The 16,879-nt window shown below is 75.2% G+C and carries 15 protein-coding genes; 9 read left to right on the top strand and 6 right to left on the bottom strand.

Going from position 1 to position 16,879, the window contains the following annotated elements; translation table 11 throughout:
- Window positions 1-10 precede the first annotated feature (10 nt).
- The 3 genes from C593_RS0127300 to C593_RS0127290 form a co-directional block, all read right to left on the bottom strand.
- Window positions 11-712, bottom strand: coding sequence for a TetR/AcrR family transcriptional regulator (locus C593_RS0127300; protein WP_018850506.1), 702 nt, complete (start codon window positions 710-712; stop codon window positions 11-13).
- Between the two features lie 37 nt (window positions 713-749).
- On the bottom strand, window positions 750-1,604 hold the full coding sequence (locus C593_RS0127295; RefSeq protein WP_486591195.1) for a sugar phosphate isomerase/epimerase family protein: 855 nt from the start codon (window positions 1,602-1,604) through the stop codon (window positions 750-752).
- Between the two features lie 118 nt (window positions 1,605-1,722).
- Window positions 1,723-2,652 (bottom strand): Ppx/GppA phosphatase family protein, encoded by a 930-nt coding sequence (locus tag C593_RS0127290; RefSeq protein ID WP_018850504.1) that lies wholly within the window; start codon window positions 2,650-2,652, stop codon window positions 1,723-1,725.
- 39 nt (window positions 2,653-2,691) lie between these two features.
- On the opposite strand from C593_RS0127290, the gene C593_RS0127285 reads away from it, so the two are divergent.
- Window positions 2,692-3,585, top strand: a complete 894-nt coding sequence (locus C593_RS0127285; protein ID WP_026278123.1) for a DUF3109 family protein — start codon at window positions 2,692-2,694, stop codon at window positions 3,583-3,585.
- Between the two features lie 58 nt (window positions 3,586-3,643).
- Here C593_RS0127285 and C593_RS0127280 read toward each other — a convergent pair whose 3' ends face one another.
- Complete coding sequence (locus C593_RS0127280) at window positions 3,644-5,377, bottom strand: sigma-70 family RNA polymerase sigma factor (protein ID WP_018850502.1); 1,734 nt, start codon at window positions 5,375-5,377, stop codon at window positions 3,644-3,646.
- A gap of 808 nt (window positions 5,378-6,185) precedes the next feature.
- On the opposite strand from C593_RS0127280, the gene radA reads away from it, so the two are divergent.
- Window positions 6,186-7,580, top strand: a complete 1,395-nt coding sequence (gene radA / locus C593_RS0127275) for a DNA repair protein RadA (protein ID WP_018850501.1) — start codon at window positions 6,186-6,188, stop codon at window positions 7,578-7,580.
- Window positions 7,581-7,661: 81 nt separating this feature from the next.
- Window positions 7,662-8,786, top strand: coding sequence for a DNA integrity scanning diadenylate cyclase DisA (gene disA / locus C593_RS0127270; RefSeq protein WP_018850500.1), 1,125 nt, complete (start codon window positions 7,662-7,664; stop codon window positions 8,784-8,786).
- A 93-nt stretch (window positions 8,787-8,879) separates the two neighbouring features.
- On the opposite strand, the gene C593_RS33145 is transcribed toward disA, so the two are convergent.
- Complete coding sequence (locus tag C593_RS33145; protein ID WP_078521939.1) at window positions 8,880-9,710, bottom strand: hypothetical protein; 831 nt, start codon at window positions 9,708-9,710, stop codon at window positions 8,880-8,882.
- A gap of 277 nt (window positions 9,711-9,987) precedes the next feature.
- Here C593_RS33145 and C593_RS0127260 point away from each other — a divergent pair, with 277 nt between their 5' ends.
- The 6 genes from C593_RS0127260 (at window position 9,988) to cseC (ending at window position 15,552) form a co-directional block, all read left to right on the top strand.
- A complete protein-coding gene (locus C593_RS0127260) occupies window positions 9,988-10,662 on the top strand; it encodes a phosphatase PAP2 family protein (protein ID WP_018850498.1) in 675 nt (224 codons plus the stop codon).
- Between the two features lie 89 nt (window positions 10,663-10,751).
- Window positions 10,752-11,759, top strand: a complete 1,008-nt coding sequence (locus C593_RS0127255; RefSeq protein WP_018850497.1) for an adenine glycosylase — start codon at window positions 10,752-10,754, stop codon at window positions 11,757-11,759.
- Window positions 11,760-12,255: 496 nt separating this feature from the next.
- Entirely contained in the window at window positions 12,256-12,846 is a 591-nt protein-coding gene (locus C593_RS0127250) for a SigE family RNA polymerase sigma factor (RefSeq protein ID WP_018850496.1), read from the top strand.
- Window positions 12,834-13,523 carry a hypothetical protein gene (locus C593_RS0127245; RefSeq protein ID WP_018850495.1) on the top strand — a complete coding sequence of 230 codons (690 nt, stop codon included), beginning with the start codon at window positions 12,834-12,836 and terminating at the stop codon, window positions 13,521-13,523. The genes C593_RS0127250 and C593_RS0127245 overlap by 13 nt, the downstream gene beginning before the upstream one ends.
- 2 nt (window positions 13,524-13,525) lie before the next feature.
- Window positions 13,526-14,224, top strand: a complete 699-nt coding sequence (cseB, locus tag C593_RS0127240) for a two-component system response regulator CseB (protein WP_018850494.1) — start codon at window positions 13,526-13,528, stop codon at window positions 14,222-14,224.
- A gap of 11 nt (window positions 14,225-14,235) precedes the next feature.
- Window positions 14,236-15,552 (top strand): two-component system sensor histidine kinase CseC, encoded by a 1,317-nt coding sequence (gene cseC / locus C593_RS0127235; protein ID WP_018850493.1) that lies wholly within the window; start codon window positions 14,236-14,238, stop codon window positions 15,550-15,552.
- 187 nt (window positions 15,553-15,739) lie between these two features.
- On the opposite strand, the gene C593_RS0127230 is transcribed toward cseC, so the two are convergent.
- Window positions 15,740-16,417 carry a M23 family metallopeptidase gene (locus C593_RS0127230; RefSeq protein ID WP_018850492.1) on the bottom strand — a complete coding sequence of 226 codons (678 nt, stop codon included), beginning with the start codon at window positions 16,415-16,417 and terminating at the stop codon, window positions 15,740-15,742.
- Window positions 16,418-16,879: the final 462 nt, after the last annotated feature.

Genomic DNA, 16,879 nt, shown 5'->3' with positions numbered 1-16,879 from the left:
GACGCGCTGCTCAGTCGGCGGTCGCTTCGCCGGACCCGGGGTCCGGGCCCGGGGGCGCCCCGGGGGCGGGTGTCGGGTCCGGCGCCGGGCCCCGTGCCGGGTCCGGCTCGGTCAGGTAGCGCTGGAGGGTCGGCGCGACGGTCCGCACGATGTCCTCCGGGTCCTTCGACGCCAGCGGCTCGACCTTCAGCACGTACCGCAGCAGCGCGATGCCCAGCATGTGCGAGGCCGCCAGCTCGGCCCGGAACCGCGGGTCCGGCACGTCCAGCTCACCGGCCACCCGCTCCAGGAGCCGGCGGAGCACGAAGCCGCTCAGCACCTTGGCCGCCGCCTCGTTGGTGAGCGCGGAGCGCAGCACGGCCAGCAGCGGGGCCCGGGTGGACGGGTTCTCCCAGATGCCGATGAAGAAGCGGGCCAGCCGCTCGCCGATGCCCTCCGGTCCCCCGCCGATGATCTGCGGGACGACGAGGGCGGGCTCGAAGGACAGCTCGATGGCCGCCGCGAAGACCTCGTCCTTGGTGCCGAAGTAGTGGTGCACCAGGGCCGCGTCGACGCCCGCCGCCCGGGCGATCCCGCGCATGGTGGCCTTGTCGTAGCCCCGGTCGGCGAACTCCGCGCGGGCGGCCAGCAGGATCCGCTCCCGGGCGCCCGGCCCCTCGGCCGCTGCCCCGCGGGCGGGACGGCCGCGCCGCTTCGGCTCGCCGCCGGTCACCGGAGGCACCTCCGGACGGCCCTGCTCCGTGCGCGGGTCACCGGACGCGGCCGGCGGAGGCCAGATGGAGCCGGGTGAAGGCGAGCGCCTCGGCGAGGTCGGCCTCGCGTTCGGCGGCGGACATCGCACGGCGGGTGTTGACCTCGATCACGACATGGCCGTCGAAGCCGGTGCGTGCCAGGCGCTCCAGCAGCTCGGCGCAGGGCTGGTCGCCGCGGCCGGGCACCAGGTGCTCGTCCTTGGCGGAGCCCTTGCCGTCGGCGAGGTGGACATGCCCCAGCCGGTCGCCCATCCGGTCCACCATGGCGAGGGTGTCGGTGCGGGCGGTCGCGGTGTGGGACAGGTCGATCGTGAAGTGGCGGTAGTCGTCCTTGGTGACGTCCCAGTCGGGGGCGTACGCGAGCATCTCGCGGTCCCGGTAGCGCCACGGGTACATGTTCTCCACGGCGAAGCGCACCTCGGTCTCGTTCGCCATCCGCCAGATGCCGCTGACGAAGTCCCGCGCGTACTGGCGCTGCCAGCGGAACGGCGGGTGGACGACGACGGTGGAGGCGCCCAGCTTCTCGGCGGCGGCCCGGGCGCGCTGGAGCTTGGCCCACGGGTCGGTCGACCAGACCCGCTGGGTGATCAGCAGGCAGGGGGCGTGCACGGCGTGGACCGGAACCTGGTGGTGGTCGGAGAGCCGGCGCAGCGCCTCGATGTCCTGGCTGACAGGGTCCGTCCAGACCATGACCTCGACCCCGTCGTAGCCGAGACGCGCCGCGATCTCGAAGGCCGTCGCCGTGGACTCCGGGTAGACGGAGGCCGTGGACAGGAGGACCTTCGCGTCGGGGATGCGCACCAGGGGGTCGGCCGCCGTGCCTGCCGCTGGGTCTGCCGATGGATCTGACACGCACCACAGCCTACGGGGCCGAACTGGCCGGTAGGGAGGCGATCGCGGGCCCGGGGGCCCCGTCCGCCTCCCGGGGTGGGAGGCGGGCCACCAGGCCGGGGTCGCCTGAGCTGGGCGACTAGGCCGGGAGGTGGTCGAGGCGGCGCAGGATGACGCCCTCACGCAGCGCCCAGGGGCAGATCTCCAGCTCGTCGGCGCCGAAGAGGTCCATCGCCGCCTCCGCGACCAGCGCTCCCGCCAGGAGTTGCGCGGCCCGGCCCGGGGAGACGCCGGGCAGCGCCGCGCGCTCCTCGACGGTCATCGCGGTGAGCCTCGGCACCCAGTCGGCGAGTGACGAACGACTCAGCTCCCGCTGCACGTACAGGCCCTCGGCGGAGCGGGCGGCGCCGGTGATCCGGGCGAGCTGCTTGAAGGTCTTGGAGGTGGCGACCATGTGGTCCGGCCGCCCGAGGCGGCTGAACTCGCCGACCGTACGGGCGATCTCGGCGCGGATGTAGCGGCGCAGGGCGCGTACGTCCTGCGGGTCCGGCGGGTCGCCGGGCAGCAGGCTCGCGGTGAGCCGCCCGGCGCCCAGCGGCAGGGAGACGGCCGCGTCGGGGTCCTCGTCCTGGCCGTAGGCGATCTCCAGGGAGCCGCCGCCGATGTCGAGGACCAGGAGCTTTCCGGCCGACCAGCCGAACCAGCGGCGGGCGGCGAGGAAGGTGAGCCGGGCCTCGTCCTCGCCGGAGAGGACGGTCAGGTCCACCCCGGTCTCCTCCTTCACCCGGGCCAGGACCTGGTCCGCGTTGCCCGCCTCGCGCACGGCGGAGGTCGCGAAGGCGATGACCTCCTCGCAGCCCTTGTCCTCGGCGGCCTGGACCGCCTCGGCGATGGTCTTCGACAACAGGTCGACCCCGGCGCAGGAGATGGCGCCCTCGTCGTCGAGCAGCTCCGCGAGGCGCAGTTCGGCCTTGTGGGAGTGGGCGGGCAGGGGACGGGCGCCGGGGTGCGCGTCCACCGCCAGGAGATGCACCGTGTTCGAACCGACGTCGAGGACTCCGAGTCTCATGGACGGAACGCTACTGCGATTGGCGCATACGCTGGAGTCGTGCCTAAGACGAAAAAGACGAAGCCGGGCAAAGCAGCACCCGAGGCGAAGCCGGCCGTGCCCGGGGCGGCCCCGGCGGCCGTCCCGGACGGGAAGGGCCCGGACCACAAGGGGCCGGACGGGACGGGCCCCGACGAGAAGGGCCTGGACTTCGCCCGCGCCTGGGTCGAGTTCCCGGACCCGGCCGACGAGGAGCAGGTCTTCCGCTGCGACCTGACCTGGCTCACCTCCCGCTGGACCTGCATCTTCGGCAGCGGCTGCCAGGGCATCCAGGCGGGCCGCGCGGACGACGGCTGCTGCACCCTGGGCGCGCACTTCTCCGACGAGGAGGACGAGGAGCGCGTGGCGGGCCATGTCGCGCGCCTCACCCCGGACCTGTGGCAGTTCCACGGCGTCGGCACCAAGTCCGGCTGGGTGGAGGAGGACGAGGACGGCGAGCGCCAGACGCGGCGCTGGCAGGGGTCCTGCATCTTCCAGAACCGCCCGGGGTTCGCGGGCGGCGCGGGCTGCTCGCTGCACATCCTGGCGCTGCGGGAGGGCCGGGAGCCGCTGGAGACGAAGCCGGACGTGTGCTGGCAGCTCCCGGTACGGCGGACGTACGACTGGATCGACCGGCCGGACGACACACGGGTGCTCCAGATCTCGATCGGCGAGTACGACCGCCGGGGCTGGGGCCCGGGCGGCCACGACCTGCACTGGTGGTGCACCTCGGCGACCTCGGCGCACGGCGCGGGCGAGCCGGTGTACGTGACGTACCGGCCCGAGCTGACGGAGCTGATGGGCAAGGCGGCGTACGACGTGCTGGTGGAGCTGTGCGAGGCGCGCCTCGCCTCCGCCCTGCCGCTTCTCGCCCCGCACCCGGCGGACCCGCCGGCCCACCCCACGGCGCGCTGAGGCGCGCCCCGGCCCCGGTGCGCGGGCACCCGGCCCCCGGCCCGCGTCATGGCCCGCGTCATTCCGGTGGCGGCGGGGAGCCCGGGCCGGACGGCGGCTCCGAGCCGGACGGGCCCGGGTCCCCGGACGCGGGCGGCGGCTCGGACGGCGGGGGCTGCGAGGACGGCGGCGGCTCGGACGGGTCCGGGTCGCCCGACGAGGGCGGCGGGCTGGTCGGCGGCGGCGTGGGGTCCGGGTCCTGGGAGGACGGCGGCGGGCTCGACGGCGGGGGCGTGGTCCCGGGGCGGGTGGGCCGCGGCGGGCGGTCCGTCGGCGGGGGCGGCGGACCGCCGTTCCCCCGGATGACGACGGCCTCGCCCGAGGGGTCGACGCCCACGGTGGCCCGCCAGGGCCCGGCCGGCTCTAGGGAGGTGTCGACCCGCACGTACAGAGTGATCGTTTCGCCGGGTTCCAGGGTGCCCGAGGAGAGGCTCGGGACCAGCCAGTACGCGTCCGTCCACAGCGTCCAGGTGACCGGTGCGTCACCGGAGGCGGTGAGGGTGAGCAGGGTGGTGTCCCCGGCGGACCGCGCCGCCACCGCGAGGCGGCCCGCGCCGAGGCCGGAAGGGGAGTCGGGGCGCGGGGAGCCGGTGCTGATCACCTCGACGGAGACGGCCGGCGCGTGCCGCCCGGCCGTGAAGCGGGGGTCGGGCTCGGCGCTCGCGTTGCCGGCGTTCTCGTAGCGGCCGTAGGGGCCGCTCTCGCCGGCCGCTTCTCCGTCGGCGGCGTCGGCGGCGCTCACCGAGGGGCCGCGCTCCGCCTCGCCGGTGAGCGGCGCCCCCCGGTAGGCGGCCCAGAGGGCGAGGACGGGCGCCGCGACGACCGTGGCGACCACGGTGGTGGTCACCGCGCGGGCCCGCAGCCGGTCACGCCGCGCCGCGTGGTCCTTCGGGTCGAGCGGGAAGCCGTCCGCGCCGAAGCGCGGGCCGCCGGAGCGGGCGCGCGGGAGGTGCTGCTGGGCGAGGCGGACGGCGGAGCGCGGCGCGGGGACCACCGGGAGGGCGGCGGGGGTGACGCCGGTACCGGGCCAGGGCCCGCCCGCGCCCTCCCGTTCGGCGGCGCGGCGGCAGCGGGGGCAGTCGTCGACGTGGCGGACGAGTTCCCGGCGCAGGGCGGCCGAGAGCAGGACGCGGTTGTCCCCGGTGAGCCGGGCCACGGCCGGGCAGGTGCCCCGGTCGACGACGGCGAGCGCGGCGCGGGTGCGCTCCACCTCGCACGTGGCGGCGGCCAGCAGTTCACGCGCGGCGGCCGGGCCGAGACCGAGGACGGCGGCCACGCCGGCCGAGTCCAGCCCGTGGCGGACGGACAGTTCCAGGGCCTCGCGCTGCTCGGGGGTGGTGCCGGCGGCCTCCGGCCAGGCGAGCCGGGCCAGTTCGGCGCGGCGGTTCTCGTCGCCGGGGGTGGCGGGCGGGGCGGCCGGGGCGCGGCCGGTGTGGGCGCCGGGGCGGCGGCGGCGGTCCTCGGCCATACGGCGCAGGCAGGCCCAGCGCGCGAGGGCGTAGAGCCAGGCCTTCTGCTCCCCCTCGCCCTCGGGGTGGCGGCCGCGCTGTCGCTCGGCGACGGCGAGGACGTCCCCGAGGACGGCGGTGGCCGCCTCGTGGTCGCAGAGCACGGAGAGGCAGTAGGTGAACAGGCCGTCGAGATAGGGCTCGTAGCGCCCGGGCCGGCGCTCCGACGGCGCCCGGACCGGGCGTCGGCGCGCCCGGTGTGCGCCGGTGGTGTGGGTCGAGGATTCCAGCCTGCTGCTCGTCACTCCGTGACCGTAGGCGGAAACGAGAACCCGGTTCGCACCACTTGAACACTTTCCATCCCTACGAGTGAAGAGCCGCCCCGAGGAGGTACGGGAGAGACAGATTCCACGCGACTTCCGATCACCGGTGCACACCGGGGCGCACGGGGGCGCGACGGAGTGCGCCGAAGCTTCCCGCCCGGTCCGGCCGGGGCCGCCGCGCCCCGGGCGCGGGGCGGGCGCCGTGCGCCCCGGTGCGGAGGGGCCGCCGGGCGCGGGGGCGGGGGCGCGGGGCGCGAGGCGCGGGGGCGGAACCGGACCGAGCCCGCCACGCACCGCACCGCACCCCGGAACCGGACCGGGACGTACCCCGGAACCGGACCGGGACGTACCCCGGAACCGGACCGGACCGCCACGCACCGCACCCCGGAACCGGACCGGGACGCCACGCGCCGGACCGCCACGCACCGGCCCGCCCCGGCGCGAGCACCGCGTCCGGCGGACCTGCCGCCGGGGTCCGGGACCCGGCCCGCGTCCGGCGGCCCGGCAGCCTCGCCGGCCGGCGGCCGGGACTCGGGCCGGTGCACACGGCGGACGGCTGCCGGCCGCGGGCCGTGCCCGGCCCACGGGCAGCCGGCTCGTGGCACCCGGTTCGTGGCACCCGGTTCGGGCTCGGCCCCCGGGCCGGACCCCATGCCCGAACCGGAGCCCGAGCCCCGAACCGGAGCCCGCACGCACGCCGCACGCCGCACGCCGCACGCCGCACGCCACCCGGACCGTGACGTACCCGCCGCCCGGCCGCGTTGTCGGCGGCCCCCGCTACGGTTTGCGCATGGCTGCCCGTACGAAATCCGCGAAGGACCGGCCGTCCTACCGCTGCACCGAATGCGGCTGGACCACCGCGAAGTGGCTCGGCCGCTGCCCCGAGTGCCAGGCCTGGGGCACGGTCGAGGAGTACGGCGCGCCCGCCGTCCGCACCACGGCCGCGGGCCGGGTCTCCACCGCCGCCCTGCCCATCGGCCAGGTCGACGGGCGCCAGGCCACCGCCCGGCCGACCGGGGTCGACGAGCTGGACCGGGTCCTCGGCGGCGGCCTGGTGCCCGGTGCCGTCGTCCTCCTCGCGGGCGAGCCCGGCGTCGGCAAGTCCACCCTGCTGCTCGACGTGGCCGCCAAGTCGGCGAGCGAGGCGCACCCCACGCTGTACGTCACGGGCGAGGAGTCGGCGAGCCAGGTCCGGCTGCGGGCCGACCGGATCGGCGCCCTCCACGACCACCTCTACCTCGCGGCGGAGACCGACCTCTCCGCCGTCCTCGGCCATCTCGACGCGGTCAAACCGTCGTTGCTCGTGCTGGACTCCGTGCAGACCGTGGCCTCCCCCGAGATCGACGGCGCGCCCGGCGGGATGGCGCAGGTCCGCGAGGTGGCGGGGGCGCTGATTCGGGCGTCCAAGGAGCGAGGCATGTCCACGCTGCTGGTCGGCCATGTGACGAAGGACGGCGCCATCGCGGGCCCCCGGCTGCTGGAGCACCTGGTCGACGTGGTCCTCCACTTCGAGGGCGACCGCCACGCCCGGCTGCGTCTGGTCCGCGGCGTCAAGAACCGCTACGGCGCCACCGACGAGGTCGGCTGCTTCGAGCTGCACGACGAGGGGATCACCGGGCTCGCGGACCCCTCCGGCCTCTTCCTGACCCGGCGCGCCGAACCGGTGCCCGGCACCTGCCTGACGGTGACCCTGGAGGGCCGCCGTCCGCTCGTCGCCGAGGTGCAGGCCCTCACCGTCGACTCGCAGATCCCCTCCCCGCGCCGGACCACCTCCGGGCTGGAGACCTCCCGGGTGTCGATGATGCTCGCGGTGCTGGAGCAGCGTGGCCGGATCTCGGCCCTCGGCAAGCGGGACATCTACAGCGCCACGGTCGGCGGGGTGAAGCTCTCCGAGCCCGCGGCGGACCTCGCCGTCGCCCTCGCGCTCGCCTCGGCAGCCAGCGACACGCCCCTGCCGAAGAACCTGGTCGCGATCGGCGAGGTGGGCCTCGCGGGCGAGGTCAGACGGGTCACGGGCGTGCAGCGGCGGCTCGCCGAGGCGCACCGCCTCGGCTTCACCCAAGCGCTGGTGCCCACCGATCCGGGCCGGGTCCCGGCCGGGATGAAGGTCACCGAGGTGGCCGACATGGGCGATGCCCTGCGGGTCCTGCCGCGTGGCCGAAGGAGGGCCACCGAGGGCGCCTGACACGTACTCCCCACGGGACGAGGAGCCTCGCCGGTAGACTTTGCCCTGGTCTCGCCCACCCGTACGAGCCGGAGGAGTGCAGTGGCAGCCAAGGACGGGGCAGCAGCACCCGGAAAGTCCGGCCAAGGCACGGGCAACGAAGCGCAGATCCGGGCCGCCCTCAGCGCGGTCGCCCCGGGCACCGCGCTGCGCGACGGCCTGGAGCGCATCCTGCGCGGCAACACCGGAGGACTGATCGTCCTCGGGATGGACAAAACGGTCGAATCGATGTGCACCGGCGGCTTCGTGCTGGACGTGGAGTTCGCCGCCACCCGGCTGCGCGAGCTGTGCAAGCTGGACGGCGCGCTCATCCTCGACAGGGACATCACCAAGATCCACCGGGCCGGTGTGCAGCTCGTCCCGGACGCCTCCATCCCGACGGAGGAGACCGGCACCCGGCACCGCACCGCGGACCGGGTCTCCCGGCAGTGCGGCTTCCCCGTCGTCTCGGTGTCCCAGTCGATGCGCCTGATCGCCCTGTACGTGGGCGGCGAGCGGCGCGTCCTGGAGGAGTCGGCGGCGATCCTGTCCCGCGCCAACCAGGCCCTGGCCACCCTGGAGCGCTACAAGCTCCGTCTCGACGAGGTCGCCGGCACCCTCTCCGCCCTGGAGATCGAGGACCTGGTGACCGTCCGGGACGTCACGGCGGTCGCCCAGCGCCTGGAGATGGTCCGCCGGATCGCCACCGAGATCGCCGAGTACGTGGTGGAGCTGGGCACCGACGGCCGGCTGCTCTCCCTCCAGCTCGACGAGCTGATCGCGGGCGTGGAGCCGGAGCGCGAACTCGTGGTCCGCGACTATGTGCCCGAGCCCACGGCGAAGCGCGCGCGCACGGTCCACGAGGCACTGGCCGAGCTGGACGCGCTCAGCCACACCGAGCTGCTGGAACTCCCTGTGGTCGCACGGGCCCTGGGCTACAGCGGCTCCCCCGAGACCCTCGACTCGGCGGTCTCGCCGCGCGGTTACCGCCTGCTGGCGAAGGTCCCCCGGCTGCCGGGCGCGATCATCGAGCGGCTGGTGGAGCACTTCGGCGGTCTCCAGAAGCTCCTCGCGGCCAGTGTGGACGACCTGCAGGCGGTCGACGGCGTGGGCGAGGCCCGGGCGCGCAGCGTCCGCGAGGGCCTGTCCCGGCTGGCCGAGTCCTCCATCCTGGAGCGCTACGTCTGACACCCCCGGCTCCGGCGCCCCGGCCCGTCAACGGGCCGCCGGCGGGCGGCGGGCCGGGCCCGGTCCCGCCGGCCCGGGTCCCGTCTTCCCGGTTCAGTCCTTCTCGATGCGGAAGGTCGCCGGCAGCACCTTCACCCCGGGGAAGACGGCCTCGACGAGGTAGGTGCCCGCACCCGCGCTGCCCGCGTCGGGGGTCGCGCACCGTTCGGTGCTGCGCTTGCGGTCCCAGTCGACGGTGTGCGTGATGGTCCCGTTCGCCGGGACGCGCAGCAGCCGGGGCGGTGCGCTGCGGGGGCAGTCGCGGGAGGACCAGACGTCCTCGTCCTCGGCGTCCACGACGGTGATCACGGCGGCCTTCGGCCCGAAGTCCGCCTTGCAGGTGGTGGCCGAGGAGTTGGTGACGACGAGCCGGAACGAGGGCTTCTCGCCCGGTCCGTAGGAGACCTTGGACGTCTTCAGTGTCAGCTTCAGCGCGCCCGGGGCGCAGTTCGGCAGCGAGGATCCCGCCGGGACCTGCTGGCCGGCTCCACCCGTGGCCCCGCCCGCGCCACCCGTACCGCCGCCCGCTCCGGCGCCGCCGGGGGCGCCGTCACCGTCGCCGCCGGTGGAACCACCCGCTCCGGTGCCGCCGGAACCCGTGCCGCCACCGGAGCCGTTGCCTCCGTCGCCGGTGCCGCCCGCGTCGTCGCGGCCGCCTGGCTGCTCGCTGATCGCGGGGCCGGAGGGGTCGGGGCCGGCGGAGATGGTGGGCGCCGGGTCCGGGTTCTTGCCCTCCGACCGGCCCTGGGAACCGTCGCCGCCGCCCGAGGTGACCGCCCACACGACCAGCACCACCAGCAGGGCGACCAGGGACAGCGCGACTGCCCTCCGTCGCCAGTAGATGGAGGAGGGAAGCGGCCCGATCGGATTGCGCAGAGATCCCACGCACCGAACTCTACGAGAGATCCGGCCCAACTCCCGCCCCACCCGCCGCCGGAGAGCGAAGTTCTGCCGATCATCCTTCTGCTGATGATCATTTCGGCGCGCCCGGACGTGACCCGGCAGCCCCGGGCAGTGTCCCGGGCTCAGCCCCGGCCCTGACCCGGCGGCGCTCCCGTGACGCTCCGGAGGCCGCATCCCAGCACCCCGGAACAGCCTTCGGCGAACGCCGGGTGGACCGCGCGGAACGGCCGGATGACGGCGCAGGGTACCGTCCGTGCCCATGGACAGCAGCATCACCCGCGGCCTCTACCGCGACATCACCGAATTCGCCCACGGCACCCCCGAGTGGGTGCACCTCCTCGCCCAAGTGTGGACGGAGGCAGGGCTGTTGATCTTCGGTGCCCTGTTCGTCGTGGGCTGGTGGCAGGGCCGCACCCGGGACGCCCGGTTCATAGCGGTCGCCGTGCTGGCCCCGCTGGCGACGGCCGCGGGCTACCTGTTCAGCGAGACCTTCAAGTCCGTGGTGGACGAGGAACGCCCCTGCCGCACCGTCACCGAGGCCGCGCCCTCGATCGTGACCTGCCCGCCCACCGGGGACTGGTCCTTCCCGAGCAACCACTCGGCGATCGCCGGGGCGGCCGCGCTCGCCCTCGTCCTGGTCTGGCCGCGGATCTGGCTGCTCACCGTGCCGATGGCCGTGCTCATGGCCTTCTCCCGGGTCTTCGTCGGCGTGCACTACCCGCACGACGTCGCGGTGGGCCTGGTCGTCGGCGCGCTGGTCGCCTGGGTCTTCGTGCTGCTGCTGCGCCGGCCCGCCGAGCGGCTGCTGACCACGATGCGCACCAGTCGCAACGGGCTCGTCCTCTGGTTCGCCGGACCCGGGCCGCTGACCGCGGCGGGCCCCGTCCCGCCCCAGTCCCCCGCACCGGGCCGCCACCGGGCGCACCGCGGCTGACCCACCCGGCGGGCAGCCGGCACCTGGCGCACCGGGCCCGACCCAGCCTGCGGCACACGCCCGCCGGAACGTGCCAGGATCGGAAGGCCATGACTGCCACTCACGCATCCCAGACGTCCGACACCCCCTCCGCCCCCGCCGCCGACGCGTCCGCCGCCGGCACCTCCGCCGCCGTCGATCCGGCGGCTCTGCACACCCCGGTCATCGCCTGGTTCGAGCAGCACGCCCGCGACCTGCCCTGGCGCCGGCCCGAGGCCGGTGCCTGGGGGGTGATGGTCAGCGAGTTCATGCTCCAGCAGACACCGGTGTCCCGGGTCCTGCCGGTGTACGAGCAGTGGATGGCCCGCTGGCCCCGCCCCGCGGACCTGGCGGCCGAGGCGCCCGGCGAGGCCGTGCGCGCCTGGGGCCGGCTCGGCTATCCGCGCCGCGCGCTGCGGCTGCACGGCGCGGCCCAGGCCATAGCGGAACGGCACGGCGGCGAGGTGCCGAGCGAGCACGCGCAGCTGCTCGCGCTGCCGGGCATCGGCGAGTACACGGCGGCCGCGGTGGCCTCCTTCGCGTACGGCAGGCGGCACGCGGTCCTGGACACCAACGTCCGCCGGGTCTTCGCCCGGGCCGCCGGCGGCGTCCAGTACCCGCCCAACGCGACCACCGCGGCCGAGCGCCGGCTGGCGCGGGCGCTGCTTCCCGAGGACGAGGCGACGGCGGCCCGCTGGGCGGCGGCCTCGATGGAGCTCGGGGCGCTGGTGTGCACCGCCCGCAACGAGGACTGCGGGCGGTGCCCGATCGCGGAGCGCTGCGCCTGGCGGCTCGCGGGCAAGCCCGCCCACGACGGGCCCGCGCGCCGGGGCCAGACGTACGCGGGGACGGACCGCCAGGTCCGGGGCCGGCTGCTGGCGGTCCTCCGGGAGGCGGCCGGGCCGGTGCCGCAGTCGGCGCTGGACGCCGTGTGGGAGGAGCCGGTGCAGCGGGCCCGGGCCCTGGACGGGCTGGTCGCGGACGGGCTGGTCGAACCTCTCGACGGCGCCCGCTACCGGCTCCCGGCGGGCCGGCCGGTCACCGGACCGGGCAGCGGCCCCGTCGCCGGCCGGCCCTGACCCGGGCGGGGCCCCGGCCCCGCCCGCGCACCACGCCGCCGGCCGGCGCACACCCCGCCCGCGGACCACACCCGTCCCGCCCGTGAACGCCCGCACGGCACCACCGCACCACGCCGCCCCACCCGCGCACCCGCGCACCCGCGCACCGGCGCCCCCCCAGCCGTCCCGCGCACCCCCCGCCCGCGGACCACACCCGTCCCGCCCGTGAACGCCCGCACGGCACCACCGCACCACGCCGCCCCACCCGCGCACCCGCGCACCCGCGCACCCGCGCACCACCAGCCGTCCGCCCCACCGCCTCCCGCCCGCACCGCCTCCGCACACCCGCGGCCCCCGCCGGACACGGACCGTGGCCGGTGCGGGACGCCCCCGTTACACAACCGATGGATGCCCGTGCGTCCGCCGACGGCTGCCCCGCACAACGCCGTGACAACGCCTCCGTAGCGTCCTGTTCCGCACGACCACACGGGGATTCACGGGGACGGAGGCGGTACGCATGGCGCACGGAGAGGTGCTCGAGTTCGAGGAGTACGTACGGACCCGGCAGGAGGCCCTGCTGCGCAGCGCGCGCCGCCTCGTGCCCGACCCGGTCGACGCGCAGGATCTGCTCCAGACCGCGCTGGTGCGCACATACGGCCGCTGGGACGGGATCGCGGACAAGTCCCTCGCCGACGCCTACCTCCGCCGCGTCATGATCAACACCCGGACCGAGTGGTGGCGTGCCCGCAAGCTGGAGGAGGTCCCGACCGAGCAGCTTCCCGACGCGAGCGTGGAGGACGGCGCCGAGCAGCGCGCCGACCGCGCGCTCCTGATCGAGCTGCTGGACGTCCTCGCGCCCAAGCAGCGCAGTGTGGTGGTGCTCCGCCACTGGGAGCAGATGAGCACCGATGAGACCGCCGCCGCGCTGGGGATGTCTGCGGGTACGGTGAAGAGCACGCTGCACCGGGCACTCGCCAGGCTCCGCCAGGAGCTCCAGTCGCGCGACCTGGACGGCCGCGCCGGCGAGCGCGAGGCGTCGCGGCGTATCCAGGAACCGCGGCGCGTCCCGCGGCAGGGCGGACGGGAGCGGGAGCGGTGCGCGGCCTGAGAGGCAGAGGCACGGACAACGGCGGCGACAGCGGCCTCAGCGGCAGGGCGGGTGGTACGGCGGCGGCCGTGCTGGCCGCCCTGGCCGTGTTCTCCGCCGCCTGCTCCACGGGTGGTTCCGGGGTGCAGGACGAGGGAGCGGCGCCCTCCGACACGGCCGCGAAGGCCACCCCGTCCGCCGCGCCGTCCCCGGACGCCAGCCGCTTCACCGAGGCCGTGGACGCGGTCCGGCTGCTGAAGAGCGACCCGAAGGTCAGCGACCGGGTCAAGGCGGACCTGCGGCCGTGCGCCCGGGACTCCTACCCCGTGGACACCTCCTACGGCACCCTGACCGGCGCGGGCGCCCCCGATGTCGTGGTCAACGTGATGACCTGCGGGGACGCCGTCGGCATGGGCACGTACGTGTACCGCGAGGACGGCGACGGCTACAAGAACGTCTTCACCGCCGAGGAGCCCTCCGTGTACGCGGCGATCGACCGGGGCGACCTGGTGGTGACCCGGCCGGTGTACGCATCGGGCGATCCGGTGGCCGAGCCCTCGGGCGAGGAGGTCACCACGTACCGCTGGTCGGGCGACCGCTTCGCCCAGCAGTACTGGGTGCGCAACGAGTACAGCCGTTCCGTGGGCGAGGGCGAGGCCCTCCCCACGGAGGCCCCCGACCCGGCGGACGAGAGCTGACGATGGCCGAGACCCATGTGCTGTTCGTCGAGGACGACGACGTCATCCGCGAGGCCACCCAGCTCGCCCTGGAGCGGGTCGGCTTCACGGTCACCGCGGTGCCCGACGGGCTGCTGGGCCTGGAGGCGTTCCGGGCCGACCGGCCGGACATCGCCCTGCTGGACGTGATGGTGCCGGGCCTGGACGGCGTGAGCCTGTGCCGCAGGATCCGGGACGAGTCCACGGTCCCGGTGATCATGCTCTCGGCGCGCGCGGACGCGATCGACGTGGTCCTCGGCCTGGAGGCGGGCGCGGACGACTACGTCACCAAGCCCTTCGACGGCGCGGTCCTGGTCGCCCGGATCCGCGCGGTCCTGCGGCGCTTCGGGCACGCGACCGGAGCGGCCGGCGAGACGGGGGACGAGGGGGAGCGGGACGGCGCCCTGGTCTTCGGGGACGTGGAGATCGACACCGAGGGGATGGAGGTGCGCCGTGCCGGGGAGCCGGTCGGGCTCACCCCGACCGAGATGCGGCTGCTGCTGGAGTTCTCGGCCGCCCCGGGCACCGTCCTCTCCCGCGACAAGCTGCTGGAGCGTGTGTGGGAGTACGGGTGGGGCGGCGACACACGCGTCGTGGACGTGCACGTGCAGCGGCTGCGCACCAAGATCGGCCAGGACCGGATCGAGACGGTCCGGGGCTTCGGCTACAAGCTCAAGGCGTGAGTGCACGGCTCATGAGACGACCCGACCTGCGCACCGGGGTCCGCTGGAAGATCAGCGCCGCCATCGCGGCCGTGGGCGCGCTGATCGCGGCGGCGCTCAGCCTGGTGGTGCACAACGCGGCCCGTGTCTCGATGCTGGACAACGCGCGCGATGTGCAGATGGACCGGATCCTGCTCGCCCAGCGCTGGTACGAGTCGTCCAAGAACCGCGACCCGCGCTTCAGCAGCAAGGTCAACGACCCGGCGCTCCCCGCGGAGCTGCAGAAGCTGATGCGTGAGAACCGGCGCGGCACCTATGTGGACGACAGCGGGCGGACCCCGGAGATCTGGGCGGCGGTGCCGCTGGCCGACGGGGACGTCCTCTCGCTGCGCACCGAGTTCGCCGGCCGCAGCGCCACCGTGATCAAGGACCTGGACCGGGCGCTGGTGATCGGCTCGGTGTCGGTGGTCTTCGCCGGCTCGGCACTCGGCGTCCTGATCGGCGGGCAGCTCTCCCGCCGGCTGCGGAAGGCGGCCGCGGCCGCCCGGCATGTGGCGGCGGGCGACACCGAGGTCCGGGTCAAGGACGCGATCGGCGGTGTGGTGCGGGACGAGACCGACGATCTGGCCCGCGCGGTGGACGGTCTGACCGACGCCCTCCAGGCCCGGATCGAGGCCGAGCGCCGGGTGACGGCGGACATCGCGCACGAGCTGCGGACGCCGGTGACCGGTCTGCTGACGGCCGCCGAGCTGCTGCCGCCGGGCCGGCCGACCGAGCTCGTGCGCGACCGGGCGCAGGCCCTGCGCACCCTGGTCGAGGACGTGCTGGAGGTGGCCCGGCTGGACAGCGCGTCGGAGCGGGCAGAGCTCCAGGAGATCCAGCTCGGCGAGTTCGTCGCCCGGCGGGTGCGCGTGCTGCACCCGGACGCCTCGGTGAACATCGTCCACGAGTCGTGGGTGAACACCGACCCGCGGCGGCTGGAGCGCATCCTCGGCAATCTGCTCACCAACGCGGTGAAGTACGGGCGGGACCCGGTCGAGGTCACGGTCGAGGGCCGGGTCGTCCGCGTGCGGGATCACGGCCCCGGCTTCCCGGAGGCGCTGCTGCGCGAGGGCCCGTCCCGCTTCCGTACGGGCGCGAGCGACCGGGCCGGGACCGGGCACGGCCTGGGCCTGACCATCGCGGCGGGCCAGGCCCGGGTCCTCGGCGCGCGGCTGACCTTCCGGAACGCGGCTCCCCGGGGGGCGACGCCGCCGGGCGCGACGGGCGGGGCGATCGCCGTCCTGTGGCTGCCGGAGCACGCGCCGACGACGACCGGCAGCTTCCCGGTCCTCTCGCTGGGCGACTGACGGGCGCGGCCCCGCGCCGGACGCCGGGTCCGCTGCTGCCCGGCCCTCCTCACCGCGCACGCCCCGGTGGACGCGACGAGAGACGTCGGGGGCGACCCCGGGGAGCGGCGTGAAGCCGTCCTCGAAGTCGCCCTCGATCCGGTCACCCGGGCACATCACGCCCGGGGGTGAGCCGCTGACATCAGCGTCAGATGGTGACGCCGACACCCCGCAGGAAGCTGGCCGGGTTGAGCGCCGAGCCGTAGTTCGGGGTGGTGCGGATCTCGAAGTGCAGGTGCGGGCCGGACGAGTTGCCGGTGTTGCCGGACTTCGCGATGAGCTGGCCGGTCTTCACCTTGGAGCCCACGGAGACGTTGATCTTCGACAGGTGGGCGTACTGCGAGTACTTGCCGTTGGCGTGCTTGATCACGATCGCGTTGCCGTACGCCGGGCCGTCGCCGCCGCCGTTCGGGCCGGCCTTGACGACGGTGCCGCCGTTGACCGCCTTCACCGGGGTGCCGGTCGGCACGGCGAAGTCCTGGCCGGAGTGCTTGGCCGACCACATCGCGCCACCCTGGGCGAAGCTGGCGGTCAGCGTGTACTTGCTGACCGGCTTGACCCAGGACGGGGCCTTCTTGGCCTTCTTCTTCGCGGCCTTCTTGGCGTCCGCCTTCTTGGCGGCGGCCTTGGCCTGCGCGTCGGCCTGGGCGGCGACGGCGGAGGCGGCGTTCGCGGCAACCGGCTTGGCCGCCTTGCCCGCATCGGCGGAGGCGACACCCGCACCGGCTCCGACGACCATCACGGCGCCCATTCCGGCGGCCACGACAGCCCCACGGGTACGGAGCACGGACGGGCGGAGACGGTGGATCATGGTGCGCTTCGACATACGGGAGAACCTCCGGGCATGAATGGACCCGGCGTGCTCGCCGGGCTGGCTCCACATTGGTAACCCGCCACCCCAACTCGCCCAAAACGCCCTATCTACGACATCGCCTCGTAGGACGAACCGGGGGAATCGGACTTCCGGCGCCCCGGGCACCCCCCGCTCATGGGCTTGGGAATGATGCCGACATGTCCACCTTGAGACAGGTTTAGGCGCACGTCGGGGCCCGACGGAGCCAGGAACGACCGGGCGCGCGCCCTCCCGGCCGGCCCGGGGGCCGACGATCCCGCTCCGCCCGGGGCCACGGCCCGGGCAGAACCCCGCGCGGCCGCACTATTCCGCGTAGTAGGTCCGTTTTGCCCTGTGCGCCTTGTCACGGCGACCTCTGCCCCGGAGGCCCGAAAAGGTGACCCGGGCCACCCGGAAGACCCGTTCGAGTGAACCCAACCCCTGTCCGTTTTGGGC

The organism is Streptomyces sp. CNT372 (assembly GCF_000377145.1).
The sequence above is the reverse complement of the archived record's forward strand: the minus strand, read 5'-3'. Positions and strand labels throughout refer to the sequence as shown.